The sequence below is a fragment of the Staphylococcus muscae genome (genome assembly GCF_003019275.1).
Taxonomy (GTDB): Bacteria; Bacillota; Bacilli; order Staphylococcales; family Staphylococcaceae; genus Staphylococcus; species Staphylococcus muscae.
In genome coordinates, this window is the sequence record NZ_CP027848.1 from 1,103,219 (window position 1) to 1,130,112 (window position 26,894).

At 37.3% G+C, this 26,894-nt stretch carries 30 protein-coding genes; 6 read left to right on the top strand and 24 right to left on the bottom strand.

From position 1 onward, the window contains the following. Nucleotides 1–58 precede the first annotated feature (58 nt). Nucleotides 59–535, top strand: coding sequence for a cyclic pyranopterin monophosphate synthase MoaC (gene moaC / locus C7J88_RS05580; RefSeq protein ID WP_095117638.1), 477 nt, complete (start codon nucleotides 59–61; stop codon nucleotides 533–535). Nucleotides 536–887: 352 nt separating this feature from the next. Here moaC and C7J88_RS05585 read toward each other — a convergent pair whose 3' ends face one another. The 5 genes from C7J88_RS05585 to modA form a co-directional block, all read right to left on the bottom strand. Beyond that, nucleotides 888–1,388 carry a MogA/MoaB family molybdenum cofactor biosynthesis protein gene (locus tag C7J88_RS05585; RefSeq protein WP_095117639.1) on the bottom strand — a complete coding sequence of 167 codons (501 nt, stop codon included), beginning with the start codon at nucleotides 1,386–1,388 and terminating at the stop codon, nucleotides 888–890. Nucleotides 1,389–1,409: 21 nt separating this feature from the next. Next, nucleotides 1,410–2,414 (bottom strand): ThiF family adenylyltransferase, encoded by a 1,005-nt coding sequence (locus tag C7J88_RS05590; RefSeq protein ID WP_095117640.1) that lies wholly within the window; start codon nucleotides 2,412–2,414, stop codon nucleotides 1,410–1,412. 259 nt (nucleotides 2,415–2,673) lie between these two features. After that, entirely contained in the window at nucleotides 2,674–3,279 is a 606-nt protein-coding gene (locus C7J88_RS05595) for an ATP-binding cassette domain-containing protein (protein WP_095117641.1), read from the bottom strand. Next, the gene (gene modB / locus C7J88_RS05600) at nucleotides 3,280–3,951 is read right to left on the bottom strand and encodes a molybdate ABC transporter permease subunit (protein ID WP_095117642.1); all 672 of its coding nucleotides are present in this window, start codon (nucleotides 3,949–3,951) and stop codon (nucleotides 3,280–3,282) included. An 11-nt stretch (nucleotides 3,952–3,962) separates the two neighbouring features. Beyond that, nucleotides 3,963–4,727, bottom strand: coding sequence for a molybdate ABC transporter substrate-binding protein (modA, locus tag C7J88_RS05605; protein WP_229709401.1), 765 nt, complete (start codon nucleotides 4,725–4,727; stop codon nucleotides 3,963–3,965). Nucleotides 4,728–4,904: 177 nt separating this feature from the next. Between modA and fdhD the strand changes: the two genes are divergently transcribed. Next, nucleotides 4,905–5,732, top strand: coding sequence for a formate dehydrogenase accessory sulfurtransferase FdhD (gene fdhD / locus C7J88_RS05610; protein WP_095117644.1), 828 nt, complete (start codon nucleotides 4,905–4,907; stop codon nucleotides 5,730–5,732). 158 nt (nucleotides 5,733–5,890) lie between these two features. Here the strand turns inward: fdhD and C7J88_RS05615 are convergent, their stop codons facing one another. From C7J88_RS05615 to C7J88_RS05655, 9 genes are all read right to left on the bottom strand, one after another. Continuing rightward, nucleotides 5,891–7,102, bottom strand: a complete 1,212-nt coding sequence (locus C7J88_RS05615; protein WP_095117645.1) for an NADH:flavin oxidoreductase/NADH oxidase family protein — start codon at nucleotides 7,100–7,102, stop codon at nucleotides 5,891–5,893. Further along, nucleotides 7,099–7,965, bottom strand: coding sequence for an SDR family NAD(P)-dependent oxidoreductase (locus C7J88_RS05620; protein WP_095117646.1), 867 nt, complete (start codon nucleotides 7,963–7,965; stop codon nucleotides 7,099–7,101). Before C7J88_RS05620 ends, C7J88_RS05615 begins: the two co-directional genes overlap by 4 nt. 4 nt (nucleotides 7,966–7,969) lie before the next feature. Continuing rightward, nucleotides 7,970–8,806 carry an alpha/beta fold hydrolase gene (locus C7J88_RS05625; RefSeq protein ID WP_095117647.1) on the bottom strand — a complete coding sequence of 279 codons (837 nt, stop codon included), beginning with the start codon at nucleotides 8,804–8,806 and terminating at the stop codon, nucleotides 7,970–7,972. A gap of 76 nt (nucleotides 8,807–8,882) precedes the next feature. Continuing rightward, entirely contained in the window at nucleotides 8,883–9,314 is a 432-nt protein-coding gene (locus C7J88_RS05630; RefSeq protein ID WP_095117648.1) for an Rrf2 family transcriptional regulator, read from the bottom strand. 78 nt (nucleotides 9,315–9,392) lie between these two features. Beyond that, nucleotides 9,393–10,112, bottom strand: coding sequence for a hypothetical protein (locus C7J88_RS05635; protein WP_211295801.1), 720 nt, complete (start codon nucleotides 10,110–10,112; stop codon nucleotides 9,393–9,395). A 211-nt stretch (nucleotides 10,113–10,323) separates the two neighbouring features. Further along, nucleotides 10,324–11,061: a GNAT family N-acetyltransferase gene (locus tag C7J88_RS05640; RefSeq protein WP_249027466.1), complete on the bottom strand. Its 738-nt coding sequence runs from the start codon at nucleotides 11,059–11,061 to the stop codon at nucleotides 10,324–10,326. 34 nt (nucleotides 11,062–11,095) lie between these two features. Beyond that, nucleotides 11,096–11,656: a biotin transporter BioY gene (locus tag C7J88_RS05645; RefSeq protein WP_095117651.1), complete on the bottom strand. Its 561-nt coding sequence runs from the start codon at nucleotides 11,654–11,656 to the stop codon at nucleotides 11,096–11,098. Between the two features lie 102 nt (nucleotides 11,657–11,758). Beyond that, a complete protein-coding gene (locus C7J88_RS05650) occupies nucleotides 11,759–12,622 on the bottom strand; it encodes an ROK family protein (RefSeq protein WP_095117652.1) in 864 nt (287 codons plus the stop codon). Further along, a complete protein-coding gene (locus tag C7J88_RS05655; RefSeq protein ID WP_249027467.1) occupies nucleotides 12,603–13,301 on the bottom strand; it encodes a FadR/GntR family transcriptional regulator in 699 nt (232 codons plus the stop codon). The genes C7J88_RS05650 and C7J88_RS05655 overlap by 20 nt, the downstream gene beginning before the upstream one ends. 227 nt (nucleotides 13,302–13,528) lie before the next feature. On the opposite strand from C7J88_RS05655, the gene C7J88_RS05660 reads away from it, so the two are divergent. Continuing rightward, on the top strand, nucleotides 13,529–14,410 hold the full coding sequence (locus C7J88_RS05660; RefSeq protein ID WP_095117654.1) for an N-acetylneuraminate lyase: 882 nt from the start codon (nucleotides 13,529–13,531) through the stop codon (nucleotides 14,408–14,410). A 169-nt stretch (nucleotides 14,411–14,579) separates the two neighbouring features. Next, complete coding sequence (locus C7J88_RS05665; protein WP_095117655.1) at nucleotides 14,580–16,100, top strand: sodium:solute symporter family protein; 1,521 nt, start codon at nucleotides 14,580–14,582, stop codon at nucleotides 16,098–16,100. Between the two features lie 39 nt (nucleotides 16,101–16,139). Here the strand turns inward: C7J88_RS05665 and C7J88_RS05670 are convergent, their stop codons facing one another. The 8 genes from C7J88_RS05670 to C7J88_RS05705 all read right to left on the bottom strand — a co-directional run bounded on the left by C7J88_RS05670 (nucleotide 16,140) and on the right by C7J88_RS05705 (nucleotide 22,861). Beyond that, nucleotides 16,140–17,057, bottom strand: coding sequence for an ABC transporter substrate-binding protein (locus C7J88_RS05670; protein ID WP_095117656.1), 918 nt, complete (start codon nucleotides 17,055–17,057; stop codon nucleotides 16,140–16,142). A 172-nt stretch (nucleotides 17,058–17,229) separates the two neighbouring features. After that, a complete protein-coding gene (locus C7J88_RS05675; protein WP_095117657.1) occupies nucleotides 17,230–17,607 on the bottom strand; it encodes a YbaN family protein in 378 nt (125 codons plus the stop codon). A 141-nt stretch (nucleotides 17,608–17,748) separates the two neighbouring features. Continuing rightward, nucleotides 17,749–18,909 carry an acyl-CoA dehydrogenase family protein gene (locus C7J88_RS05680; RefSeq protein WP_095117658.1) on the bottom strand — a complete coding sequence of 387 codons (1,161 nt, stop codon included), beginning with the start codon at nucleotides 18,907–18,909 and terminating at the stop codon, nucleotides 17,749–17,751. A 305-nt stretch (nucleotides 18,910–19,214) separates the two neighbouring features. Further along, entirely contained in the window at nucleotides 19,215–19,562 is a 348-nt protein-coding gene (locus C7J88_RS05685) for a transcriptional regulator, SarA/Rot family (protein WP_095117659.1), read from the bottom strand. A gap of 293 nt (nucleotides 19,563–19,855) precedes the next feature. Further along, nucleotides 19,856–20,209: a DoxX family protein gene (locus C7J88_RS05690; RefSeq protein WP_095117660.1), complete on the bottom strand. Its 354-nt coding sequence runs from the start codon at nucleotides 20,207–20,209 to the stop codon at nucleotides 19,856–19,858. A 13-nt stretch (nucleotides 20,210–20,222) separates the two neighbouring features. Beyond that, nucleotides 20,223–21,278, bottom strand: a complete 1,056-nt coding sequence (locus C7J88_RS05695; protein WP_095117661.1) for an LLM class flavin-dependent oxidoreductase — start codon at nucleotides 21,276–21,278, stop codon at nucleotides 20,223–20,225. A 125-nt stretch (nucleotides 21,279–21,403) separates the two neighbouring features. Further along, nucleotides 21,404–21,742 carry a PH domain-containing protein gene (locus C7J88_RS05700; RefSeq protein WP_095117662.1) on the bottom strand — a complete coding sequence of 113 codons (339 nt, stop codon included), beginning with the start codon at nucleotides 21,740–21,742 and terminating at the stop codon, nucleotides 21,404–21,406. A 42-nt stretch (nucleotides 21,743–21,784) separates the two neighbouring features. After that, nucleotides 21,785–22,861 carry an NAD/NADP-dependent octopine/nopaline dehydrogenase family protein gene (locus tag C7J88_RS05705; RefSeq protein ID WP_095117663.1) on the bottom strand — a complete coding sequence of 359 codons (1,077 nt, stop codon included), beginning with the start codon at nucleotides 22,859–22,861 and terminating at the stop codon, nucleotides 21,785–21,787. Nucleotides 22,862–23,073: 212 nt separating this feature from the next. On the opposite strand from C7J88_RS05705, the gene C7J88_RS05710 reads away from it, so the two are divergent. Together C7J88_RS05710 and C7J88_RS05715 are read left to right on the top strand one after the other, a co-directional pair. Further along, nucleotides 23,074–23,439, top strand: a complete 366-nt coding sequence (locus C7J88_RS05710) for a DUF4870 domain-containing protein (RefSeq protein ID WP_095117664.1) — start codon at nucleotides 23,074–23,076, stop codon at nucleotides 23,437–23,439. A gap of 196 nt (nucleotides 23,440–23,635) precedes the next feature. Next, nucleotides 23,636–24,589, top strand: a complete 954-nt coding sequence (locus tag C7J88_RS05715) for an NAD(P)-dependent oxidoreductase (protein ID WP_095117665.1) — start codon at nucleotides 23,636–23,638, stop codon at nucleotides 24,587–24,589. Between the two features lie 307 nt (nucleotides 24,590–24,896). Here the strand turns inward: C7J88_RS05715 and C7J88_RS05720 are convergent, their stop codons facing one another. Further along, nucleotides 24,897–26,024: an FAD-dependent monooxygenase gene (locus tag C7J88_RS05720; protein WP_095117666.1), complete on the bottom strand. Its 1,128-nt coding sequence runs from the start codon at nucleotides 26,022–26,024 to the stop codon at nucleotides 24,897–24,899. An 87-nt stretch (nucleotides 26,025–26,111) separates the two neighbouring features. Then, the gene (locus C7J88_RS05725; protein WP_095117667.1) at nucleotides 26,112–26,894 is read right to left on the bottom strand and encodes an N-acetylglucosaminidase; all 783 of its coding nucleotides are present in this window, start codon (nucleotides 26,892–26,894) and stop codon (nucleotides 26,112–26,114) included.

A 26,894-nucleotide genomic window follows, 5' to 3' on the forward strand; every position in this document is an offset into this window, starting at 1 on the left:
TCCTAACAATTTTTATAATTCATGCTATACTTACCTTGCATATTAAAGGAGGAATAACATGGCTGAATTTACTCATATTAATAAACAAGGAAATGCTAAAATGGTAGATGTTTCTGATAAGTCTATTACGAAAAGAACTGCGATTGCACGTTCAAGCATTACTGTCAATCATACGATTTATCAACAGATTGCAGAAAATACAAATAAAAAAGGAAATGTCCTAAACACTGCCCAAATAGCGGGTATTATGGCTGCTAAAAATACTTCATCTATCATTCCAATGTGTCATCCACTTCCGATATCAGGCGTTGACGTTGCCTTTGATTGGGATACTTCAGATGACCAATTTATTCTTCAAATCGAAACAACTGTCTCAACGACTGGACGTACAGGCGTTGAAATGGAAGCATTAACAGCTGCATCTGCCACAGCACTTACAATTTACGACATGTGCAAAGCCGTAGATAAAGGGATGATTATCGGCGAAACATATCTTGTCAAAAAGACCGGCGGTAAGTCTGACTTCCAACGTTAGTCAAACAGCCCTCCATTACTTTCAAACTGAAACAGAGCGTATCAATATCGCTTTGTTTCAGTTTTTTTATTCTGCTCAATCCCTGAACGCTTCTTTCACAACCTCTTCTGTCAGTGTTCCAGAAGCAGGGCTTTCGACAGAACTTCACAGCTCTCCAAAATCCAGAAAGCGATTTTGTTCGCTGTTCGGGTTCTGCTCAATCCCTGAACGCTTCTTTCACAACCTCTTCTGTCAGTGTTCCAGAAGCAGGGCTTTCGACAGAACTTCACAGCTCTCCAAAATCCAGAAAGCGATTTTGTTCGCTGTTCGGGTTCTGCTCAATCCCTGAACGCTTCTTTCACAGCCTCTTACATTACTTATTCATTTCATGGATAAGATGGTTTAGTTCGGGAAGGATTAATTTGTTTAAACCAAGCTTGACAGCCCCCGTAGAACCTGGCAAGCAGAAAATCAACTTGTTCCCAATCGTTCCACCGACTGCACGAGATAATAATGCTCGTGTACCGACATCTTCAACGTAACTCAAGTATCGGAATAATTCGCCAAAACCTTCTATTTCTTTCGTCAACATCGGAGAAACTGTTTCGATTGTGACATCACGTGGTGCAATTCCTGTGCCACCTGTTGTAATAATGACTTCAACATCTTCTGCTAACCACTTATCAAGTTGTGCTTGAATCTCATCTTTATCATCTTTTACGATACAGTAATGATCAGGTTGAATCTCTGTATTAATTGTTTCCAACAATGTTTTAACCAATTGTCCACCTTTATCCGTCTCAACAGTACGTGTATCTGACACGGTTAATACTGCACAACGTATATCTCTATCTAACTTTACATTTGTATGCATGTGACAACCTCCTCATTCATATTAACCAAATAATTGATGAATCAACTTCTTCGCTTGTTTAACTTCTTTCATACCGTGTATCAATAGGCGTCCATTTTGAAATGCGACGATGCGGTAACCATCATATTCAAACTGCAATAAATATCCGTTTGAATGATAAGCAATATGACGTGTGGTTAAATACTCCACTAACTGTTCATATGTTAAACCTTCATGTTGATATTGAACTGTATCACGACCACACATCGCAGCGTATTGTGTGGCTGTATGGTTCAAATACGGATATTCAGGATGTTCACCGCAAGTTGTACATGCTTTACGCTGCATGCGACCAAATCCGAACACATAGTGTGAACCGTCCCAAATATCACCGTACGTCAACTTAGGCTCTATCGGTGTTTCTGTTAATATTTTTAATGCATCTCTCAACTGTAAGCTTGTCGTCATCGTCACAGCCGGTTGAATGACCCCTACTGTGTCACACGTAAGATTCATGGCAGGAATCTGTGGGATTAAACATTGAAAACACGGTGTTTGTCCTGGAATAAACGCTGCTTCAACATATGTACTGCGCACCACACCACCGTATACCCACGGCTTTTGACGAGCAAAAGCAACATCATTGATCATCATACGTGTCTCAAAGTTATCTGTGGCATCCAATATGATATCTACTTGTGCGACTAGCTCATTGAGAAAGACACCATCTACATGATCGATATACGTGACAATTTCAACATCTTCACGAATGGCTTGCAATGCACTTTTTGCCGCAATCACTTTCGGCATTTGTTGGCGTGCATCATCTTCTGTAAAGAGTGTTTGACGCTGTAAGTTCGAATACTCAATATAATCGCGATCCACAATATGAAGTTTTCCAATTCCTGCACGTACAAGTCCTTCAGCCAGATGTGTACCTAATGCGCCCATTCCTATGATCAATGCAGACTTGCGATTAATCTTCTCCTGTCCGTCTTGACCGATGCCATCAAACAGTATTTGTCGTGAATAACGATTATGTGTCATGGTTCTTAACCTTTCTTACTTTATTAGTCTCTTCTCATTATACGGTGTTACACCTATACTCTCAATCAATTAAAACGTATCAGTAACTATGCGACAATTAGGCATTTCAATACATTCATTCAGTGTTTTCCCTAAGTTTCTCAATATACACATCGCTGAATCATTTCATCTTTCAAAATCTATCATATGTAGCCTGATTCGATACACATAAAAACAAATAAGGTACATGTGCGTCATCGTACATGTACCTCAATGATTCTTATTCTATTGTAATGATTTCATGTGCCAGTTGTTGCGCTTCCCTCTGAGAGTGTGTGACAAAAATAATTGGAATTTGCCACGTTTCAAAAATATGTTGAACGAGCATCATGCTCTCTTGTTTAGAAACATCATCTAAACTAGAAAAAGGTTCGTCTAATAATAATAAATCAGGTTTTGTACTCAAGGCTCTCGCTAAAGCGGCACGTTGCTTCTCTCCACCTGAACATCTCAGCGGATACGCATCCAAAATGTGCGTGATTTTAAGTGTATCAACAAGCTTATCAATATGTGTATTAAACTCTGTCATAAAGGTGATATTTTGTCGGATTGTCATATGGGGAAACAGTTGATAATCTTGAAAAAGGTAGCCGATATGACGTTCTCTAATCGGCGTGTCAATTTTGTGTGCAGTATCTACAACGGTTCTTCCATTGATACGTACCCAGCCTTTATCCGGCAATTGAATACCCGCAATCATATTGAGACATGTTGTTTTACCGATACCTGATACACCCCGCAACGCATAAATCTTAGGTGCATCTGTTGTTATTTGAAATGCAATATTTTTATCATTGATACGCTTTTCCAAATGAATATCTAGCACCTATCTCACCTCACGATATCGGTCTTTATTAAGCATATTCATCGTTCCCATTACTGTTACTGCAAAGGCAACAAGAATCAGCACCCATAGCCACGCTTGATTTTCTCGTCCTTGTTGAACAAGAAAGTAAATTTCTAAAGACAGTGTATTGGTTTTACCCGGAATATATCCTGCAATCATGAGTGTGGCACCAAATTCACCAATAGCACGGGCAAATGCCATCATCGTTCCTGAAATAAGCGCTCGTTTTGATAAAGGTAAAATCAAACGATAGAATATTTTACGTTCAGAAGCGCCCATCGTTCGCGCTGTGTTCAACATCTTATCATCAATACTACGAAAACCTTGTACAGCATGTTGGTACATTAATGGGAAACTCACAATCACCGATGCAATAACGGCACCAGTCAATGTAAACACAACTTTAACCCCTAATACCTCTGTTAAAAAATAGCCTACTGGTCCATTTACAGAAAATAAAATAAGGAGTAAGAACCCCATCACTGTTGGTGGTAATACAATAGGTAAGAGCACAAGACTCTCACAAAACTTTATCAAACGTCCTTGTTTGTTATATAGAATTTTGGCTAGTAATGTGGCAAGAATTACTACAATCAATGTACTGATCATTGCCACACGTAATGAGATCCAAAACGGTGTAAGTTCTGACATAAATGTGTCACCTAAACTTCAAAATGATATTTTTTTAAAATTTGTTTCGCTTCATCTGACTGCATAAATGTCATCCATTCTTTTGCAGCTTTATTATCTGTCACAAGTCCCATACGGTAGGTAATTGGCTGTTGCAAGTCGGCATTCATCACTTTTTCGACACCTTTTTGTTGTTTGTCCCCTACATATAAATCTGTCTGATAAACAAAGCCAAGTTGTGCATTCCCCTTATCTACATAGTTGAGTACTTCATGAACATCTTTCGCATAGACAATTTTTGAGACAACGGTATCCCATAACTTATGATCTTCTAAATATTGTTTGGCATATTTACCGGCTGGCACGGATTCGACTTCACCTAACGCCAACTGATCTGTCTCCTGTAAATCTTCAACACTTTTAAGCTTACTACCCTGTTGCCTAATCAATACTAACTTATTTGTTGCATAATCATATGTATCTATCACTTTCCCTTGCTTTTTCAATGCATCAATATCTTTCGTATTTGCAGACATCAATATATCTGAAGGGGCACCTTTTTCAATTTGTTGTCTGAGTGCGCCTGAGCCACCATAGTTAAATGCTACATCGATATCTTTATGCTGTTTATGGAAGGCAGTTTCCAACTCTTTTGTCACATCTGTTAAACTCGCTGCTGCTGAAACAGTGATTTGATCTTTTTCATTTTTATTGTTGTCTTCAGATTGTGATGCACTACATGCTGACAATACGAAAACAAGCAACATACATATGCCCCATAAGAATTTGGATTTCAACATGAACAACTCCTTTTAAATGTAACAATCTCTTATTCATCATTTTAGCAAATGCCCTATTAAAAAGGCTATTTTTTATTACATATTATTTCTTAAAGCCTTTCAAATTTATAGAAAAACACTTAAACTAATAGTAATAGAAAACGGGGAAACCGGTAGAGAAAAGGGGGCTTATACATGGATCACGATATTCGCTATAATCAAACAATGATACGCTACCAAGATGGTGAACTAATCGAAACAACTGACGACTATGTAAAAGAGTTCCCGTTGACAGTCATCGTAAATGGGCACGAGTTTGCGACGATTATTTGTAGTCCGAACAACTTAGAAGAACTTGTGTTAGGTTTTTTAGCATCTGAAGGTGTCATTTTCAAACGTGAAGATTTGTTGCAACTTGAACTGGATGATCAGCGTGGCTATGCACATGTAAAAGTCACAACAGATATCGAACAGGCAAACTATCTTTCAACCAAGCGAATGGTCGCTTCCTGTTGTGGTAAAAGTAGAGAGTTTTATTTTCAAAATGATGCTGCTATCGCCAAAACATCTATGTCTACGATACAATTGTCGCCGTCCCAAATACTTCACATGATGGCACAACTACAAGCACACAGTAAGACGTTCATTGCTACTGGGGGACTACATAATGCAGCCATTAGTGACGGCAACGCATTCTATGTTCATCGCCAAGATATTGGTCGTCATAATGCGCTTGATAAATTATACGGCTACTGCATTAAACGTCATATTTCTGTACGTGATAAAATCTTAATTTTTAGTGGGCGTATCTCTTCTGAAATATTAATTAAAGCAGCTAAAATCGGTGTAGGGATGATTATTTCTAAGTCAGCACCAACAACACTTGCTGTCCAACTTGCACAAGATTTAAATATTACAGCTATTGGTTTTGTGAGAGAAGGTCACTTCAATATTTACAGCCATCCAGAACGAGTTGATGGTGCACCCAAGCAACTTCATGCATCACAGCAGTGTCGTAAATAACGCTAATCATAATGAAATACACCCCGAAAAATTGAATTCATCATTCAATTTTTCGGGGTGTATTTTTGTACATAGATGGATCTGAAACATATTAAATTGATGCATTGGAAAGCTGATAACTAGCATTCAAACCTTCTTATCTGTTCAAAACCAATTGCTTATCGTCTTCTCGGTTTCAATGCTGTTAATCCATGTGCTTTGATTGTCTGTAATAGGTATGGCCATGCATTGGTGCTAATCTTGACATTTCTTTGACGTCCTATTCTTTTCATCTGCGCCTCATAGTAACTCACACCAATAATCGCACCCAACACTTGATCAATCTGAGGGATTTTAGTCGTTAATCGTGGTGTTGACAAGTTTATATTACCCGTTCTTTGATAAACTTCAACTAAGTCCGATTGTAGAACGAAAGGTCTTGCCAAACCAATCATTGACACACCATTTTCAATCGCTTCTTCCATTTGATCTTTTTGACGAAAGCCTCCCGTCGAAACAATGGGCACATTCGTTAACTCCGATAAGGCAACAGCATAACTTAAAAAGCTTGCTCCATTTTCATGTTCACTTCCAAATACTGGTGCCTCATAGTTCCCACCAGAAATTTCAATTAAATCAATGCCTAACTCAGACATTGTTTTAACGACTTGTTGACAATCTTCAAAGCCAAAACCAGTCTCTTTGAAATCAGAAGCATTTAGCTTTAATGCAATTGTGAAATCTGACCCTAAATTTTCTCGTAAACCTTGATAAATTTCAATTAAAAAACGCATACGATTTTCTAAACTACCACCATAGCGGTCTGTACGTTGGTTATCTGCTGGTGATAAGAATTGGTTCACAAGATATCCGTGAGCCGCATGAATTTGAACCCCTGTAAATCCTGCTTCCTTCGCCTTAATGCCTGCTGAAACAAATTTTTTAATCGTTTCTTTAATTTCAAATGTACTCATTTGACGTGGTGGTCGAAAGGCAGACTTAGCACTTCCAGAGATAGGGACTGCACTCGGAGCAATCGGCACCTGATTCATAGATCGATACATCTGTTTTCCCGGATGATTGAGTTGGAGCCACATAGGCACGCCTTGCGCTTTTCCTGCCTCAGCCCATTTTGAAAATGCTGATATGTCTGATTGATCATCCAATACGATGTTGCCCGGTTCTGCTAAATAACGTCTGTCGACCATGATATTCCCGCTCACTATGACACCCATTGACTGCTTAGACCAATGCTTATATAAAGCAATCAACTCATCACTCGGATTGTTCTCTTTATCTCCCATCGTTTCACTCATTGCAGACTTAAAAAAGCGGTTTTTTATTTTCACACCGTTAGGCAAGACCAGTTCTTCTAATAATATTTTGTTCATAGTAATCCCTTCCGATAAGCTGCAATCACCTGATCACAGTAATCTATTAATTTCTTTACTTTATCATCGTTATAGCCTTTGTTAGAAACACGCTTTAACTTTTTACCATCAAAATATGCACCTGTTATCGATGAAACATTTTCTGATAAAGTCAAATAGTATCCCGTTTCAATGCCTTGGTCTACATCTTTAGACATAGATTTCATAAATCGGCCGAAAAATGATTTCTGTACTTTTTGATCACTAGAATCCATGCCAAGATTAGTAGAAATAAGACCTGGATGGTACGTATTGACTGTAATATTTGAACCCTCTCGCTGAAGTTTTTGTGCAAGATAGCGCGTTAACCAGATCGTGTAGAGCTTCGCATTGTTATAAGCAAGACCTGGACTATATTTCTTTTCAAAACCAAAGTCCAAATCTCTTACCTTTGCAAAATGATGCATATATGATGATGTATTGATAATACGGCCTTCTGACGCCTTATCTAATAATGGGCGAAGTTCTGTGGCTAAAATATATGGAACTTGTACTGACAACATAAATGTCAATTCGATATTCTCAGCCGTCGCCGTACGTTCAGTTCCTGCATAAAGCCCGGCATTGTTAAAGAGTACATCAATCTTGTCAAAGTCATCTTTTATATGATTAACAAAGTCATATACTTCATCCATTTTAGAAAAATCAGCGCGATAAGCAGTCACAGTCCCTTGGGGAGATAATGCCTTAATCTCAGATAAAGTTGCTTCCAATTTCTTATGGTTTCTACCGTGAATAATCAATTGATGCCCCTCTGCTGCAAGTTTTTTAGCTAAATGCTTACCAATTCCATCTGTTGAACCAGTTATAATAATTGTCTTCATTTCTTTATTCTCCTAAAAAATTAATCAATTCTTGTGAAAATACTTCTGCATATTGAAAAATTGAGCCATGTCCTGCATTAGGGTAGATAATGACGCTACTATCCGTAATCTTATCGTTCATATGATATGAGTTGACTGTTGGCACTTGCATATCGTGATCTCCATTAACAATTAAAGTAGGCTGTGTAATATACTGTAAATCATCCTTTTCAGACTTACCCCAACGTTTAATGGCTTTTAATTGTGTTAAGAAACCCGGTACATTCATCTCTTTATCAGTGAATGCTTTAGAACGTTCTCCCATACGATTAAGGACTTTCTCAGCTTCTCGCCCACCTTCTTCATCGTGGTTGTAGAATATATAACGCTTCGGATCTACTTTCTTAATAGCGGCTTTGATCATAAATTTGAATGTCTTCCCAGTGACCTTATCCACTTCCATGCCACCACGTGGTGCTGTACCAGCTAGAATCAAACGATGAACCAGTTGATTATTGGCTCTGATTATTTCCTGGGCAATCATGCCACCCATAGATAATCCAAGTAAGTTAATCTTGTCATATCCCAACGCTCGAATGATTTCGATTGTCTGTACAGCCATACCTGGAATTGTATCTGCTACTTTACCTTCACTGGCTCCCACACCTGGCAAGTCAAGCACAATAACATGATGTTTTTCAGAAATTAAATCTAATAACTTAGGATCCCAGTTATCAAGTGTTGCAGCAAGATGAACGAGCATCACAAGCGGTAAGTCTGACTTACCCTTCCCTACTTCACGATAAGCAATCTGATTCCCATTAACAGTGATATAACTATTTTTTGTTGTAATATATGACATAATATTTCTCCTTTTGTTGTTCTTGTATCCAATACAAGAACATGTTATTTGAATTAAAATCTGACTTACTGACAAGTCAGATTCGTGATCTATTTGCGGTTTTATAAAGATTGTCAATCACATCGTCAAGTGTTTGACGAGATAGTTCTTCTTCCAACTGTTGCTCAATATTCGAAAAGATCGGCTTTATTGCCCCTTCCATATGCTGACCAACTGGACAATTTTGATTAATATTTTGTGGAATTTCAAAAAGTGTAATCTTGTTAATTTCTTGAGTGGCAAAGTATATCTCAAGTAAAGACATCTGTTCTGGCGACTTGCTTAATTGATATCCAGAGCGTCCTTGTTGCGATTGAATAAGCGCTGCATTTTTCAAAAGGACGATTACTTTACGAATATAACTAGGGTTTGTTCCAACACTCTCTGCTAAAGTCTGAGAACTCAACGTTTCTTCACTCTCACTAATCATAGCTAAAATATGCAAAGCCACTGTAAACTTAGTGTCCATATGTGCCCCCTCAATCAACTTGTATTTGATACAAGAACAAGGTTATCATGTTCTATACGTGATAACAAGTCTTTTGTTTTATAGTCTCTTACCATCTAAAACAAACGGTAAAGTTTCATCAATACGATAAGCGTGCATTGCTGACGCATAATCTATCAGTTCGCTGTTAAAGTTGAAGGCATGACGATCATAAAATTCTTGTCTAGCTACTTCATCTGAGAAGCCTATAATGATTGAGGCGTGTAAGTGCGCTTCCTTAGGATTGTCATGTGCAACATTCGGCGTATTCCACGTCACCTTATTCCATGGGAGATATACTTGTGAACGTACTTCAGTCACACCAGTTATTTCCACCATTTGACTAGCCAATTTTTCATTAACAAAGTTTTTGAACTTAGCACGACTTACATTATCTTTTCTGCGAATATAAAAAACATCTCTCACTTTAGTTTCAGAATAAACATTATTTGTATGATACCAACGTGATGAGTATGGTACCCCCATGTGCATTAACGTTCGGCGAAAAACATTAATCTCATCTTCAAATGCTAATGCTGTTTGACGACGACCACCAATAGGAGCAAGTAATTTATTATATGTCACTTCTGCTATTCCATCGATACGACGATCTTCAGGTATGTGCGTCTCCAAATCATCTATCTTCGGCCAGAAACCGTATTCTGTTTCACTTAAATGTTGCTGTCGATATTCTAAAAGACCCGGAGAAGCTGCAATTATTTGTGCATGTCCTCCTCGCCAATAGTCCATTCCTTCCTGACGAGCTTTATCTTGTCGCATCCATAACAAAATTGAAAGTGAAAATCGTTTATCATAATTTTGGGGCATATTATCAATCCTATAATTAAATTTGTATTCGTATCTGATACAAGAACAAGTTTAGTCGAAAAAAATCTATTTTGCAAGATATTTATTTAAATAATTGTTAAATGACATCTAAAAAAAGATGAGATAACCCGTTAAGTTATCCCATCTGATATATCACTGACTTTTATTCTTTAAGCGCGGAATATTGAAATCCCATATATGTATAGCCTTGCTTTACATACATATCTTTTGCTGTATCTTCAGCATCTGCCACGAGTATTATCGGTTTTTCTCCTGCTATTTCTCCTACTGCTGCTTGTATACGAGAACCAATACCTTTTTGACGATATTCTGTTAGAACTGCAAAACCATCAATTTCTACAAAGTGTTCACTCTGTATCACATTGATAATACCGATCGGCTTATTTGTTTCATAGGCAATATAATAATGGATTGGATGCGATACATCTGACAAAATATCTTTCATATAGCGATGACATTCTTCAATATACGCTTCACCATACTCGATACTTAAAGGCGTATAAACGGTAAAATAATCTTCTACATTTTCTTCAGTCACACGTTCAAACTGAATTGGCTGTTGCGTCAGTTGTCTTAATTGTGCTGCTTCAATCATATAAAGCTCGACACACCCCAATGAAAAACCTTCTGCACGTAAATACTGCAACATATCAATGGATGGTTTAATATCTTGAGGAAAGTCAAAGTTAAGATGCGTGGACCCTTGTGCTTTATGCGCCTCACCTTGCTGAAACATATCATTTTTAAAAGTTAATAAATCTGGCATTTTTTTATAGCACCACTTATTAGCATCAAACTTAAGCGGCCTATCTGGTGTTTGATAATACTTCACTCTGTCATCTTCTTTTACTAATGAGCCATCTATATGTATATGGTTCATTGTGACATTCATGTTATCACCTACTTTTTTAACATTATGCAGATAGTTGTCTCATAATACGTGCTGTTACTGGATTACGATATAATGCAACTGCAATCAAACTTGCAACGACTGCCTTAATTAAATCACCAGGAATAAACGTCAATGACAGTAATAATGCTTTGTCAATTGGCATATGAATGATGAGCGCCATCACAATTCCACCTACTGCATCAAGGAGAATCACACCATATATCACGATGATAGCAAGTGTGCGTCCAAAGTTTAGTTTATCATAGTGGCGATCACGTGCCCATCCGATTAAAAAGGCAACAATGATATACATGATTAGATAGCCTGCTGAAGGTCCTAGAAACACGCCAAAACCACCACGGCCACCTGATAATAAAGGTGCACCAGCCATCACGAGTAATAAAAAGACGATGACACTTAACACGCCATACTTACGTCCGAGTATAATTCCTGCTAAAAATACGCCCACATTTTGTAACACAATCGGTACAGGGATAAAAGGCAATGGAATCGCTGGAACAAGCCCCATTACCGCAATGATTGCTGTCATTAAGGCTGCATAAACTAAATATTTTGTATTCAATAAGAGTTCCTCCTGTATATACGAAAAATCAGAACCTATCACTTTTCTTTAAGATTCTATGCCGTATTATACCATCATTGTAAACTTAAAGTCTATATGAGTTTACAGTCGAGAAACTGCACCTAAAAGTGCTGCATTGTTCTGTAATCTTGCCACACTGATCTCAGCGTGCCCATAATCTTTTGGTAGATATTTCTTTACTTGTGGCACAATCAGATTCAGTAATCGATCTCCTTGTGCAGAAATGCCACCACCAATAATAATCTCTTGAGGGTCATACATAATTTGAATTTCTGCAATACCACGTGCTACTTCTTCCGCCCACTGCTTTAACTCATTTTGTGCACTTGCATCACCAGCACTTGCCATTTCAAACCACGCTGGAATGGGAAGATATGGATACCCATTATCAGATAACTGTCTCTTTAAACCGTTTGTTGATGCACGTTGCTCATAGTTTGTATCTGTTTCAGGATCATAAAGTAAATTTCCGATTTGGTTTGGGCGATGACGTGCCCCTGTCATCAATCCAAATGCTTTATGATAGTAACTTCCACCAATCCCCGTGCCTAAGGTTAAACAAAACATACTCTCTATGTCATCTGAGCGCACTGTTCGTTCACCAAGCAAGGCTGCATCTACATCATTATACACATGTAGTTTCTCTACATAAGGTGATAAGTGAGCTGCAAAATCCGTACCTGTATAATCTAAAATATTGGGATTAGCATATGCGATTTTACATTGTTCACGGTTTACAGCACCAGCAGTTGAAATGCCTACTCGAATATCTTCCAATTGATATTGGTACTTAAATGCTTCTAATTGTTTTTTTACTTCTTTTACAATCGCATCACTATGATTTACTGGCGTGCGTACTTTTTGATAGTGAGAAAGCGAACCGTCCTGTGCTACAATAGCTGATTTAATGTATGTCCCACCGATATCAAATGCGATGTTCGTCATAGTATTCCGCCCCTTTCATGAGATGATCTGTAAGTAATGCTTTCGCTTTATGGTAATCTTTCATTTCTAATGATTCATATATTTGTTGATGTTCCAGCATACTTTTTAAATTTTGTTCTTCTGATGTTTCAATCGGTGTACGGTAAAAATAAGCATGTACAACTGCACTCATTTGTTTAAATAACTCTGAATCAACTGCCATTAATAGTTGTGCATGAAATGCTCGATCCGCTTCACTATCAAATTGTTCAACATCATCAATCAATGTTTGTGCAATGCCTTCAATAGATGCTTGTTCTCTTTCAATCACGTCTATCGCCGCAAGTTCAAATGTGAGACGCAACATCATCAAGTCTTTTAAATTTCCTTGTGACACTTGGAAACTAAACAAGAATCCTTCTATCAGCGGTCGAATATCTTGTTCTTTAACCAATGTCCCACGACCTTGCACACTCTCTGTCACACCTGTATTCTCGAGATAACTTAATGCCTCTCTAATGACAGAACGACTCACCTGATAATCTTCAGCAAGACGACGTTCAGTAGGTAACTTATCCCCTACTTGCAAATTTTCCTTAATAATATAATCTTTAATTTTTTCAACAACAATTTGTTTCAAACTCTGACGTGACGTTATCTTATCGATAGATTCCACTTTACCCATTCCTCTTTCAATCATATTTTGAATGATTTTTACTTATATACTTATGATCGTAACAAGCAATCACATTTTTGAAAATAGAAATTGTTCAACTCAAACCGAAAGCGCTTCTTTCACAATCTCTGTTTATGGATTACTTGATTATTTTTTATCTTTTGTGTTGACCTAAAGTTTGTTAACGCTTACAATTAAATTATAAATTGGTCAGACCAATATGACAAATATAAATTTTTGGAGGGCTTTTTGTGAAGAATGAATTAAAAGGTTTATATGCAGCATTACTCGTGCCATTTGATGAAGCTGGACAAGTGAAAGAAGCTGGACTCCGCCAAATCGTTAGAAATGCAATTGATGTTCAAAAATTAGATGGTTTATACGTTAACGGAAGTTCTGGAGAAAACTTCTTAATGAATACAGAACAAAAGAAAGAAGTTTTCCGCATCGCGAAAGATGAAGCAAAAGATGCAATTCGTCTTATTGCACAAGTGGGTTCATTAGATCTAAACGAAGCAATTGAACTTGGAAAATACGCAACAGAGTTAGGTTATGATGCATTATCTGCTGTCACACCATTCTATTATCCATTTACATTTGAAGAAATTCGTGATTATTACTTCAAAATTATCGAAGCAACACAAAACAATATGATTATTTATTCTATTCCGGGTCTTACTGGTGTAAATATTTCAATTCAGCAATTCGAATCTTTATTCGAAAATGAACACATCATTGGTGTAAAATACACAGCACCTGACTTCTACTTGTTAGAACGCCTACGCAAAGCATTCCCTGACAAACTTATCTTCTCAGGATTTGATGAAATGCTTGTACAAGCTGCTATTTCTGGTGTTGATGGTGCAATTGGTTCAACATACAATATCAATGGTGTACGTGCTCGTGAAACATTTGAAGCTGCTCAAAACGGCGATGTGGCACGTGCTTACGAGTTACAACACGAAACAAACGATATTATTGAATCTGTTATTGCAATGGGACTATATCCAACACTCAAAGCATTTTTAACTGAAAAAGGTATCGATACAGGATTGCCAAAAGCACCATTCCATCCATTCAATGAAACACATCGTCCAGTACTTAAAGATTTGATTACGAAATACAACTTATAATAGACGATTGTATAAATAATTCTCATTAGTTATTCGGAAAGAGATAGCATACAAAAGGCCACAGACCATATATTGGCACTCTATCTCTTTCCTTTTTATCACGACAATATGATAACGCTTACAAATTATTCGACTTATACATTTGTAACTTCTGAAAGGGGTTTTTACTTTGGAAACAATTGGTTTTGGTTTTTGGAACTGGGTTGCACTCGTTCTCTATTTACTACTTATGCTATGCATTGGCGCATTCTTTACAAAACGTGCAGGTAAGGATACAGACAGTTTCTTTACGGCGAGTGGTCGTTTACCAGCTTGGGTTGTTGGTTTCTCAATTTATGCTACAACATTAAGTGCCATTACTTTTATGTCAACGCCAGAAAAATCATTTTTAACAGACTGGTCATATATTGCAGGTAACGTGGCAATTGTTGCAATTATTCCATTACTTATTTATTTCTATATACCATTCTTCAAAAAATTACGTGTTACATCTGCGTATGAATACTTAGAAGCACGCTTTAACCCAGCAGTACGTGTTATCGGTTCACTACTTTTCGTCCTTTTCCATTTAGGCCGTATTGCAATCGTGATTTACTTACCAACACTTGCGATTACTTCAGTGTCTGATATTAATCCATATGTTGTTGCAAGTCTCGTAGGTCTTTTATGTATCGTTTATACATTCCTTGGTGGTTTTGAAGGGGTTGTTTGGAGTGACTTTATCCAAGGCGTCATCTTATTAGGTGGTGCGCTTGTCATTATCATCATGGGGATTACACATATTGACGGTGGCTTTTCATCTGTCGTAAGTGATGCCGTTGAAAATAAAAAATTATTGAGTATTGATAACTGGAAATTGAATGCGACAGCTGCTGCAATTCCAATTATTTTCTTAGGAAGTGTCTTTAACAACTTACAGCAATACACTGCGAGTCAAGATGTTGTACAGCGTTACCAAGCATCTGAATCACTGAAAGAAACGTCTCAGTCAATCTGGACGAACGGTCTTTTAGCAATTATCTCTGCACCCCTTTTCTACGGTATGGGGACTGTACTATATGTGTTCTATGCACAACATCAAACATTGCCAGAAAATTTTAATACATCATCAATCGTACCTTATTTCATTTTAACTGAAATGCCACCATTCGTTGCTGGATTATTAATTGCCGCTATTTTTGCAGCCGCACAATCAACGATTTCTTCAAGTTTAAATTCAATAGCTGCTTGTCTGTCTGTCGATATTAAGCAACGTTTCTTCGGTAAGAAAAGCGAAAAAGCAGAAGTACGCTTTGCGCGTTTTGCAACAGTTGCTGTCGGTCTAGTTGGTATGCTGATTTCACTCTATTTAATCGCTGCCGACTCAAATGATATTTGGGACTTATTCCTATTAATCACAGGACTCTTTGGTGTGCCAATTGCGGGAATCTTTGCAGTAGGTATCTTTACAAAACGTACACACGGTGTAGGTGTTATTGTCGGTATCATCGTAGCAGTTATCGCAAGTTACTTCTTACAAGGTATAGGTGGCGCAGGTTCTCCGTTCTACGTATCGATTTTAGCATTTGTGATTGCATTTGTTGTGGCATATGTGGCAAGCCTCATCATTCCACAACCGAAGAAAGATATTGCAGGACTTACTATTTTCGACAAACATGGTGAAGTGACTTATCAATCAAAACAACATTAAATTTGGACACAAAAAAAGAGGCATATTGCCTCTTTTTTGTTACTTATTCATCAATTGCTCTTTCAAGCCTTTACGCATAATATCTAAAGTGTATGGATCATTGTACCAGTATACATTAGAGTCCACTTTGATGACACGGTCATTTTTAACAGCTGGTAAGTTTTTCCACATATCTGTTTGGTGGAAGTCTGGCTCAGCTTGTTCTTTTGTTTGTGCACTGATAATGACATCTCCAGCATATTTCGCAATTTCTTCTTTAGAGAGTTCTGTCCAACCAGCTTTTTCTGTTGCTTTTTCCAGTTCTGTCGGCATTTTTAAGCCAAATGCTTGATAGACAACTTCACTTCCACGTCCCCAGTTTTTACCGTATGCATAGATTTTTTTATCGAAGCCTTCAAAGATTGAAACTGTTGTATCTTCACCGAGATGTTTTCTAATTTCTTTGCCATCTTTTGTCGTTTGTTTCTCCCAATCTGCTTTCCATTCTTTGACTTGATCTTCTTTACCGACAATCTTACCAAGTAATTCTTGTTGTTCTAAGTAGTTGTATTGAGCGTAATCAATTGCAAGTGTCGGTGCAATCTTTTCTAATTTTTTTACATTCTTATCTGTATTATAGGTTAAGATTAAGTCTGGTTTTAATGTTGCAACTTTTTCGACGTCTTCAGCGCCTATTTTTTCAACATTTTTAAACTGTTTTGCTAATACAGGGCTTTGATCAACACTTTCAACAACACCTGCAATGTTAGCATCTAAATATTTAAGTCCACCCGCATATGTTGGTGATAATACAACAATGCGTTTTGGATCTTTTGGAATATCTACTTTTTGTGAACCGTCTGCTGTTTTTAATTCAAGTGATTGCGTCTCAGCCTTAGAACCTTTGTTGTTGTCACTTTGGCCACAGGCTGCAAGAACAAAAACAACTGCTAATAAAGAAAATAGTAACCTTTTCATCAATACATCTCCCATAATTTTAATTGATAATGATTATCATTGTTATTATATTTTGTTTTACTATTTAATGCAATCATTTTTTCAAAAAAAAATAACAGATAGTTAAAGTAGTACGAAACTCTTCAACTATCTGCTTCTATAATGAACGGTCTTTCAATCAACAATGTTTATGTTACCGACTATCATGACTTTCGGGCAGTGTTCTCACCCATGTGAACAGCGCAATCGTTTGTATAGCCAACATGATTACCAAACCGATACGTACCCACAAGATATCCACCATCCACATAGAAAAACCTACAACAAGGTACACACTCAATAACAACTGAATCTTTTTTCGCATAGTGTAACCTCTATATTTGCGGAAATCTTCCACATAGGCTTGATAAAGATGTGTTTTCACTAGCCAATCATGTAGACGATCTGAACTTTTAGCAAAACATATGACAGCCACTAACAAAAATGGTGTTGTCGGCAATAGAGGTAATACGGCTCCAGCAAATCCAAGTAGGGTAAAAATAACGCCAACCGGTAATAACAATAACCGCATATAATATTCTCCTTTAATAGAATACCTCTATTATATAGCTCGTAAAAGCAACTTTCAATCTCTGTCATATATATAGACTTATCATTCATATATAGTTGAAGTCAGTAGATGACATACTTTTTAGTATCAAAATGATATTATTTACAAATGTTCTCGTCGTTCTTCTAAGACCCCCCGTGAAATATTTGTATATGTCATGTCTTCCATCGGTGGGTTGTGCAATCCTGCACGCATATCACGATAATAGCGTTGTAAAGGTCTATCCATTTCCAAGCTTTTCGCACCAACGATACGCATTGCGATGTCTACAACATCTAGACCTTCATTCATCACGATAATTTTACTTGCAGCTGTTTCAGCAGAAATATCATCTGCATCACTTAGAGTCTGATAAGCACGTGCAGTACTCCATAACATATGACGTGCTGTTAGTAGTTTCGTCTCCATTTTCCCTAAGTTTTGTTGTACGACTGGAAGGTCACTGATCGTTCCTTCAATACTGTTAGGACTGTGCGTTAAGCTAAAGTCAATGGCATAATCACGTGCTGCTTGCGCAATGCCTAAATAGGTACTTGGAATGTGTAGCATCCAGCCATTTTGAAACTTTGGCCCTTCTCCTTTAATTTCTACTAAGTATTTCTCATGTACTTTTACATCATTCAATACTAAGTCGTGGCTTTCTGTTGCTCTCATACCAACAACATTCCAGTTATCTGCCACTTCTAATCCTTCTGATTCTTTTGGAATATAGAAGAATCCTACTTTTTCTTTATGTGGGATATACGCCGCAACGATAACGTGTGTTAATCCTCGACTCATTGACGTGAATGTTTTAACACCATTGAGCGTATACGTATCTCCTTCTAATGTTGCATGTGTGCTTGGTCTTCCTCCACGAGTTGGGCTGCCTGTTTCTGCTTCACTTACAGCTCGGTTAATCAATGCGCCTGCTTTAACCGCTTCTGCAAACTCATCTAATACATCTTTATCCCATAATTGTCTTTCAAAAAGTTCTCCAACGAGTCCAACGTGCCATCCGATAGACAATGCTGTCGCACCGTCGATTGACCCTAAAACAGACTGTAATACGACCATGTCTTCAATCGTTGCACCAGCACCCCCATATTCTTTTGGCAATGTGAGCTGCGTGTATCCTGAATCAACAAGCCATTGAATGTTTTCATACGGAAAGCGACTTTGTTCATCGTTCGATTGTGCATATGACTGAAATTCCTCACGTTGTTGCTCTAACTTTTGAATCCATTCACGTTGTATCTCTGTTTGAACTAAAACTGATCTCATAATTGTATTCACAACCTTCTTATTCTTAGTTATTTACTCAACATTATAATATATTTTACTCGGAATTCCTATACTTCTACAAAATGCTACACGATTGTCACAAATGCACAATAAAAAAGCTGCGGTAAATACATACACAGTGGTTGAGACAAAAGTGCTTAGGATTTGATTAGAACTACCATCATTTCGGTTCACTTTTTTATCATCTTCACGGAACATAAATTTATTATGTCTCGATTTCTGTATGTTCACACACAGCTTATACTTATTTTTCAACGATTATTCATATATATATGACATGTTCATTAAAACAGTTTTTCAATCTTTTCAAACAATACATCCATTTTTCGATATTGTGCTTTATTGACTTCAACAATGACAGTACGTTCATCCTGTTCATTTCTTTTTTTCGATAAGAAACCTAATTCTTTTAACTTCTGCAATGCTTTCGTGATGTAGTAAGGTTTGAATTCAGACGCACGTATGATGTCTTTAACATTATATGATTCCTTGCGATTGTCATGAATAAATGTCAAAATAAACAGTTCTTCATACGTTAGATTAAATTGACGTTTAATCGTTGATTGCAAATACTTCGACGTGTAACTAATAACCATAAGATCTTTCATGTCTTTTACTGCATACTTTTCCATATCGTTCCCCCCTAATATATCTCCACGTAATGATAGATATATTAAATCAAACTACAAACTATATAAACGTTTAAGTTTAAATCTTTTGTAACTATATTTTAAATTTTATTCACTTCGTTAGCAATATTTTCTCATTTAGTTTTTCAGTTGTTTTCATCTTCAATTTCACTTCACTTTTATTACATTTAGCGTTATAATTTTCTTTTTTACACTTCATCATTTTAATTACATATGTTCTTGTGAGAAATACAAAGAGGTCAGCCCATCATCAGGCTGACCTCTTTATTGATATATTATTTTTTTGAAAGGAATGTATCTGCTAGACTCATTCCAGCAAGCTTAGCAACATCAATTGCATGTTGTGCGCCTTCTTTACCGTGTCCTGCTTGTAAGTGTTTAGCAATCGCAACACTCATTACACCTAATGTAATAATGGAACCTGCTTGTGATAAGCGTTTACTGAATAGGCTAAGTCCTAATAGACCAGCTGCTGCCGCTTCTGCTCCACCTACTACTTTTACTAATTCGGGTTGTAAGTTGAATTGTTCAAAGGCTTGTTTCATCCCTTCATCACCTTTTAACTTCGGTTGTGCTGCGTCGAACATTTCTTTTGCTACTTTTAAGTTTATTGCATATCTTGTAATCATTCTGTTTCTCTCCTTATTTATCTGCAAAATATTCATCAACAATTGGCTTTACTTTTTCACCTAATAAACGTATTGAATTCATCGTACGTTCATGTGGCATTGATCCAATTGGTAAATGTAACATAAAACGTGTAATACCTAATGCTTCTACTGTATCAATAATCTTTTGCGCTACTGTCTCCGGGCTCCCTACATACATCGCACCGTCTGGTCCAACTTCTTGTAAATAATGTTCCATCGTGAATAATGGCCATCCACGTTCTCTCGCTAGAACGTTATGATGTTGTTCTGTTGGACGATAAAACTCTCGTTGCGCCTGTTCATCTGTTTCTGCAATATAGCCCCATGAATGCGTAGCTACTTGTAATTGATTACCATCATATCCTTCTGATTCAGCAGCTGCTCGATACATCGCAACGTTTCTCGCAAAACGTCTTGGATTTCCACCGATAATCGCATAAGTAATCGGAAGTCCTAAGCGTCCCGCCTTCAATGAAGATTCTGGCGTTCCACCCGTAGCTAACCAAATAGGCAGTGTTTGCTGTTCGGCTCTTGGATAAACACCAAGATTATCAATAGTCGGTCTCAACTGCCCTTCCCAATGTACGATATCTTGTTGATTAATCGTCATCAGTAAATCTAACTTTTCATCAAAGAGTTGTTGATAATCATTCAAATCATAACCAAAAAGTGGAAATGATTCAATAAACGAGCCTCGACCAACCATAATTTCTGCACGTCCATTTGATAGTGCATCAAGTGTCGCAAACTGTTGATACACACGTACAGGGTCATCTGACGACAAAACAGTTACTGCCGACGATAATTTGATACGATCAGTCACTGTTGCTGCAGCGGCTAAGACAGTCCCTGGATCCGATACTGCATAATCAGGGCGATGATGTTCTCCTAAGCCATAAACATCCAGTCCTACTTGATCTGCTAACTTAATCTCTTCAACGATATGACGGATACGTTCGCCATTAGATAAGGCAGGTGTATGCCCATCTTCCGTATAAATATCTTGGTTGTCTCCAAATGATGTTAAGCCGATCTCTACTTTAGTCATTCGTACCCCTCACTTTCTAGTATAAATTTTATACTAGAATTATATGATGCTTCTTCACACTTGTCAACATAATAAAGCGTGACATCCCACTATCTATATGGAATATCACGCTTTCAACTGTTTACTTATGCGTTCGAGTATTTATCTATTTGCTGTTGTACATAATCAATAAATTCATCCACTTGATTACTTTGTATATTTCTCATCGCAACTTGTCCCACTTCAAATCCCATCCATAATGTCTCATCTTCTAAAGACACGCTTGAGATTTGGTTATATGGAATGTTGCGATAATAAAATTGACCATTCATATCAACGTTCATAATTAAGCGCTCATTTGTCGCAATATATGCCCCTTCAAATTCACGTTGACCATTGACAGCATATTCAATCTTCCCCAATACAGAAGGTCCTGCTTTCTCAGTTGGAAATAAATCTTCTGGATTCACTTTATCTAAAATCATTATCTTTCTCCTTTGTTTATTACAGTTCCTTAGATACACCTATTAATATGAGATTAAGCCGATATTTTCACGTCCTAAATAATCGATTGTTAAGCCTTCTTTGTATAAATCACGATCTAAAATCGTTGAAGCAATCGTAATAATTGCATCAATATTCGGTGTCGGCACACCAATCTCACGGCCTAAACTTGACCATAACACAAGGCCATATGCGATATCTTCTGTAAGGTAACGATTATTCACCTTGTGTGGTCCCGGTATTTGAGAGAATACTGGACTATGATTAAAGATTTTATTTAACGGCTCATCTTCCATCTCTCTTTCTAAGTAACCACGTTCAATACGTGCTTCTTTCGCTGTTTCGAGTTCAAAGCCAAGCTTGCGTCCTAATGACAAACGTTCAAGTTCTACCGCATGTAATAAACGTACCGTATGTTTCGTAATTCCTTCCTTGTATAACGCAAAGTGATCGCTATAATCAATGCGCCCAACATTTAATAGCACCGGCCCTGGGTGAACTTCTGGATTACCATTTTCAAGGTTTGTACGCCATAAACTTTCTTCTTTCACGATATATGGATAAATTTGTTCTACTTTGTTAAATGCATCAATGAGATCTTTCTCTTCAAAAGTTGAAAAATAAACCTTACGCACTTTTAATGATAAGTCAACTCTCGCTTCATCGAAATCAACACGTGTACCGTATGTTAATGTATTAGCCTCTGCAAGCACTGGATGTGCATCGATTTTGTATTCATTCAGCACTTTAATAAAACGTGCAGATCCCATTGCTGCCGCCATATTGAAGAAAACAATTTGATTTTCTGTTACATGATGTGCCATCAATTCTGCATAATACTCAATATGTGAAGATGGGATGACAACCATGACAACTTCCGCATCTTCTAAAACATACGCCATGTTATCACTAACTGCCGTAAATTCCACAAAACTTTCTTTACCTTCGTTATTGTAATGAAAGCCCCCTTGCGCTAATGCTTTATCGAATTTGTCGATGGACTGGTTTCGACAATATAACTTTACGTCATGTCCTTGATCCATCATATCAATCGCTGCTGTTACAGCGCCATTCCCTGATCCTACAACCGCTATTTTCATATATACCCTTCTTTCTGTCTCTTGTTTTCTAATGACACAAACATCTATTGTGTTCAACAGAATGTTACCAAAATGTACTCACAAATGAAATTGTTTTTTTATCATTCAATTTATGTATACCCTATATCACTACGATTCATGTACTTCATTGTGATTCTTTATCATTTTCATGTAAACTATAAGTAAAGATTATACGATAAAGGAGGTTATTTATGGAAACATATGAAACACACCAACCAAACAACTATCCGTTAAAACCGTCTGATGATGAAAAGTTAATGGCTTTTTTGATATATGCAACATCTTTTTTCGCACTCATTATCGGTCCATTAATTATTTGGTTACTCAAACGTGATGATTCAAAATTCGTTGATACAACAGGGAAAAACTATTTAAACTTTATTCTGTCATACACAATTTGGAGTATTATCGGCACAATATTACTCTTTGTACTTATTGGCTTTATCATCTTACCTATCATTACAATTCTTGGATTCGTTTTTCAAATTGTTGGTATGATTAAAGCATATCAAGGAGAAGACTATTTACCGCCGCTTTCCATTCCATTTTTTAAATAATTGAACGCATTCATACAATAATAACCGGTATATCGTCGTGTTATTATTGTATTTTTTATGTAAGACGACATAAGTTGGGACACCGTTTAATAGTTTCCGAAAGCATAAATTTATGGTGTATCACTACTATGCAACTCCCACGCCTTGTATTCTCACGTATGGTTTTCTATACTTAAGGGGAAAGGTGGGATTTACGATGAAAAAAGTATTTGTTGCAGGACCTATTCCAGATGCTGGATTAGAATTATTGCAAGAACATTTTGAAGTGGAAGTTTATGAAGGACAAGGCATCATTGATAAAGAAACATTAAAAAAAGGGGTAGCTGATGCATTTGGACTTGTTAGCTTACTCTCCACAGAAGTAGATCAAGAAGTGATTGGTCATGCGAAAAACCTTGAATTCATTGCCAACTACGGTGCTGGCTTTAACAATGTTGATGTTGACTATGCAAGAAAACAAGGTATTTCTGTATCTAACACACCAAAAGCTTCTACTAACGCAACAGCTGAACTTACAATGGGTATCTTATTAGCTGTCGCACGTCGTATTCCTGAAGGGGACCAACTCATGCGTCATGAAGGTTTTGATGGATGGGCACCACTCTTCTTTAGAGGACGTGAAGTGTCTGGTAAAACGATTGGTATTATCGGTTTAGGTGAGATTGGTAGTGCAGTCGCACGCCGTGCAAAAGGATTCGACATGTCAATTCTCTATACTGGACCAAACCGTAAAGAAGAACGTGAAAAAGAACTGGACGCTAAATATGTCGACTTAGAAACATTATTAGCGGAAGCTGACTTCGTTGTGATCAATGCGGCATATAGCCCAGCGTTACACCATATGATTGATACTGAACAACTAGCATTGATGAAACCAACTGCATATCTCGTTAATGCAGCACGTGGACCAATTGTTCATGAAGAAGCATTATTAGTAGCATTGCAAAATAAAACCATTGAAGGTGCAGCTCTAGATGTATACGAGTTTGAACCAGCGATTACTGAAGGTCTTAAATCTTTAGACAATGTCGTGATTACACCACATATCGGTAATGCCACATTTGAAGCACGTGATATGATGGCAAAAATCGTCGCACAAAACTTAATCAAACAAGCACAAGGCGATACACCTGACTATATCGTCAACTAATCATACAAGTAAAGATAATTGGCATCTAAGTAGATTGATAACATAATTTAAAAGGTGTGTTTTTATGCAAGCACTTTTAAAGTTGATTTGGTTTATATTTGCATTAATAATAGCGATTTGTTTTATTTTGAATGATATGATTATTCCCGTAGCAATCATTATATTTTTGAGTCTTATCGTTTATAGTTTTATAGAATATATGTGTAAAGACAAAAATAAGAGCTAATCACAGCCCTTATTTTGGATTGAATGATGAACTAAGAAAGGTGTAGAGGACGAAATCAATCCTCTACACCTTTTATCTTTATTAATGACTTTTCGTTTTATATAAAAATTTTAGTTGTCTTGAGATAACCCATTTTGGTAACTTACGTGCAACACCATTGCGTAAACGTATCATCAAAGCACCCTGTTTTTGAGCAATACGCCCAATTTTACGTGAACGCTTAATCACTTTTGCTGTATGTTTGACACGGAGCTTATCATAGCGCTTCAATGCTTCTGCTAAAGTCTCATATTTGTCGAGTACGTTAGCAAGTACAATGGCATCTTCCATCGCTTGACCCGCACCTTGTCCCATATTAGGCGTAGTCGCATGCGCTGCGTCACCTAACAAGACAATACGTGTTTGATATACAAATGTATGCAGTGGTTTCAGATCATAAATATCATGGTGTAAAATCCCTGTTTCTGGTTGACGGTCTAAAATATGACGTACTGGTTCTGGATATTGATTGAAATACGCTTGTAAGTATGGTTTATTGTAGCGTTTATACTGCAAGTCATTTTCTTTCGCATTGATTGCCGCAAACCAATACGCTTTACCATCAAGTAATGGCACAATACCAAAACGTCCTTTGGCACCCCAATATTCATCTGCAACTTGACCGAATTCTGGAACATCTTCCACCATGCCTCTAAAGCAAGTATAACCTTGATATTGTACTTGCGCTTTCGGTTGTACTGTTTGGCGTACAATTGAATGAATACCATCTGCACCTACAACTAGGTCAAAAGTTTGGCTCTCTTGTTCACGGAAATGCAGACGTGCCATTGTATCGGTACTTTCTACTGCTGTGACTTCATGATTGAAATAAAGCATGTCATCCGTCACATAACTAGCGATTGTCTCCACTAACGTTTGGCGCAATATTGTCAGATTTGTTGTCCCGTCAGCAAATGGCACTTCACTGATCACTTGACCTTGTTCATCAAGCATACGTGTTGTTTTCAAGATATGACCGATGTTCTTTATCCCTTTTGCTAAGTCATGGTCCCCCAACTTCTCAATCACATTGTCCCCAATGCCAATCCCAGCGCCAACTTCTCTAATTGCATCTTGCTGGTCAAAAATGTGAACCTCATGTTTTTGTTCACGCAATAATGCCGCTAATGTTAATCCACCAATCCCTGCACCTACAATACCTATTTTCATTTCATTCACCTCTTTAGTTTCAGTTACGCTGATTCAATCATCGAGCAGTTAAATCAGTTGTGTTGCTCGTCCTATTAATATAATCACTTATTGTTTGGCATAGTGATTTTTATGGACACGGTCTTTCTTAATACCATATTCTTTATAATAATGCTCCATTTGTTCTGCTATTTTAGATGCCCAGTCAATATCACTCGCATACTGGTTCGTTCCAGGCGCTTGTGGATTCCACCGCATTTGATATAACGACAACTGATCATTATCAAAATATTGCTGTTTTACAAACGCCGCCCCGCCGACAATCGCTTTGTCAGGTGACGTCCACTTTGCCTTCACAGCGTAACTCGTCCCTGTTTTAACAGCATGACTATCAAATGCACCTACACCAAAAAAGTTATAATATGTTTGTTTTCCTTTTTTTACACCTTTCGCTAGTTCAGAACGACCTTGACCCGTTTCAAGTTGTGCATGACTAACTAAATAAATAACATTTACGTTGTGACGTTTTTGTGCTTCTAAAAAGGGTTTCCCTCTTCCTTCTAAAATACCTTTCCCTTTAAGCATCTCATTCACTTCTTCTTCTGACATATTGACCGTCTTGGACAAGTCCATGTACATCATGTCAGAGTCCCCACGCTTTACAGCCATCTGTTCTTTCACTTTTTCCGGCGATGCTTTCACAAAGCCTTTGTCACTTGATTCCGTATGTAAAATTCCATCTTCAAGTTGTTTTGCATATGCTGTTTCAAATGTATACATCTTCTGTTTCTTAAAAAGTGATGTTTCATTCACAATTAATAAAACGGCAAATGTCACAAGAATTGCACTTAAAAAGATGACTGATGGATGTGACTTCAACCAGTGCTTCAT